Here is a 1,072-nt window from a genome sequence, read left to right as displayed (position 1 = left end):
GAAGAATCCAGATGTACCAGAACTTGTACGCGGTAAAAGTGGTCGCGTAACTGGGCATTTGATCTCTCTACTTATGCTTATGAAATCTCAGCCATTGGCCTACAACAAAGATAATCAAGAAGACAAAGAGCCTTTATTCGATGTGCTTGATACCGTAAAAGGATGTTTGCGTGCCTATGCTGACATGGTTCCAGCCTTGCAGGTTAAAGCGTCAAATATGCGCGATGCAGCGTTAAAAGGTTTTGCGACGGCAACTGATCTTGCAGATTACTTAGTGGTGAAAGGTATGCCTTTCCGCGACGCGCACGAAGTAGTGGGTAAAGCAGTTGCTTATGGTATTGAACAAGGCAAAGATCTCTCAGAGATGAGCTTAGAAGAGCTTCAACAGTTTAGTGACACAATCGTCGATGACGTATTTGATGTTCTCACCTTAGAAGGCTCGGTTAATGCGCGTAATCACATTGGTGGGACGGCGCCGGCACAAGTTCGTGAAGCCGTGAAGCGCGCTGAACAGGGACTTAGTACACGCTAAGAAGACTATGATTGGAACGGTTTTTGTTTGTTTCTGTATTTAAACGAAAACCGTTCTAATTGAGCCTGTTCATCGGCAGTATTTTGCCAAGTTTAAGTTTGCTATGCCGCTAAGTCTTCAGCGAAAAATTTCTGTCGATTACACCGACGGTGTTGATCGAAAATTACTCCGACACATTCGAGATCGCTTCTTGGGTGTGAATCAACGACGCTTGGAACGAACTTACGAGGGTTTAGGTTCTCGACAAGCTGATCTATTAAGAATTCTTCCTCTTTTATACCAAGTTAACCACCCCTTGTTACCCGGTTACGTGTCTCGCGATGCACCGCGTGGTGTGTCGGAGTTTGCACCAAGCAAAGAAGCTTTATCTATCGCGGCAGGTTTTAGTCGTACCTTTCGATTTAAACAAGATCGACGACACAAGGCGCAAATTCATTCTCTATTTATTATGGGTAGCACTGGCACCTTAGCGCACTCTGAGGCCAGTGACGTAGATGCATGGTTATGTATTGATGATCAGTTAACCCAGCAAGAACAAGA

Annotated in this window: 2 pseudogenes; both read left to right on the top strand. The window is 44.9% G+C overall.

Annotated features, from left to right (window positions below):
* A pseudogene (locus A3739_RS05430) lies at positions 1 to 532 on the top strand (argininosuccinate lyase); the annotation flags it as partial.
* 103 nt (positions 533 to 635) lie between these two features.
* Positions 636 to 1,072, top strand: a pseudogene (locus tag A3739_RS05425) (adenylate cyclase); the annotation flags it as partial.

This window comes from Oleiphilus sp. HI0067, from assembly GCF_001635735.1.
The sequence above is the reverse complement of the archived record's forward strand: the minus strand, read 5'-3'. Positions and strand labels throughout refer to the sequence as shown.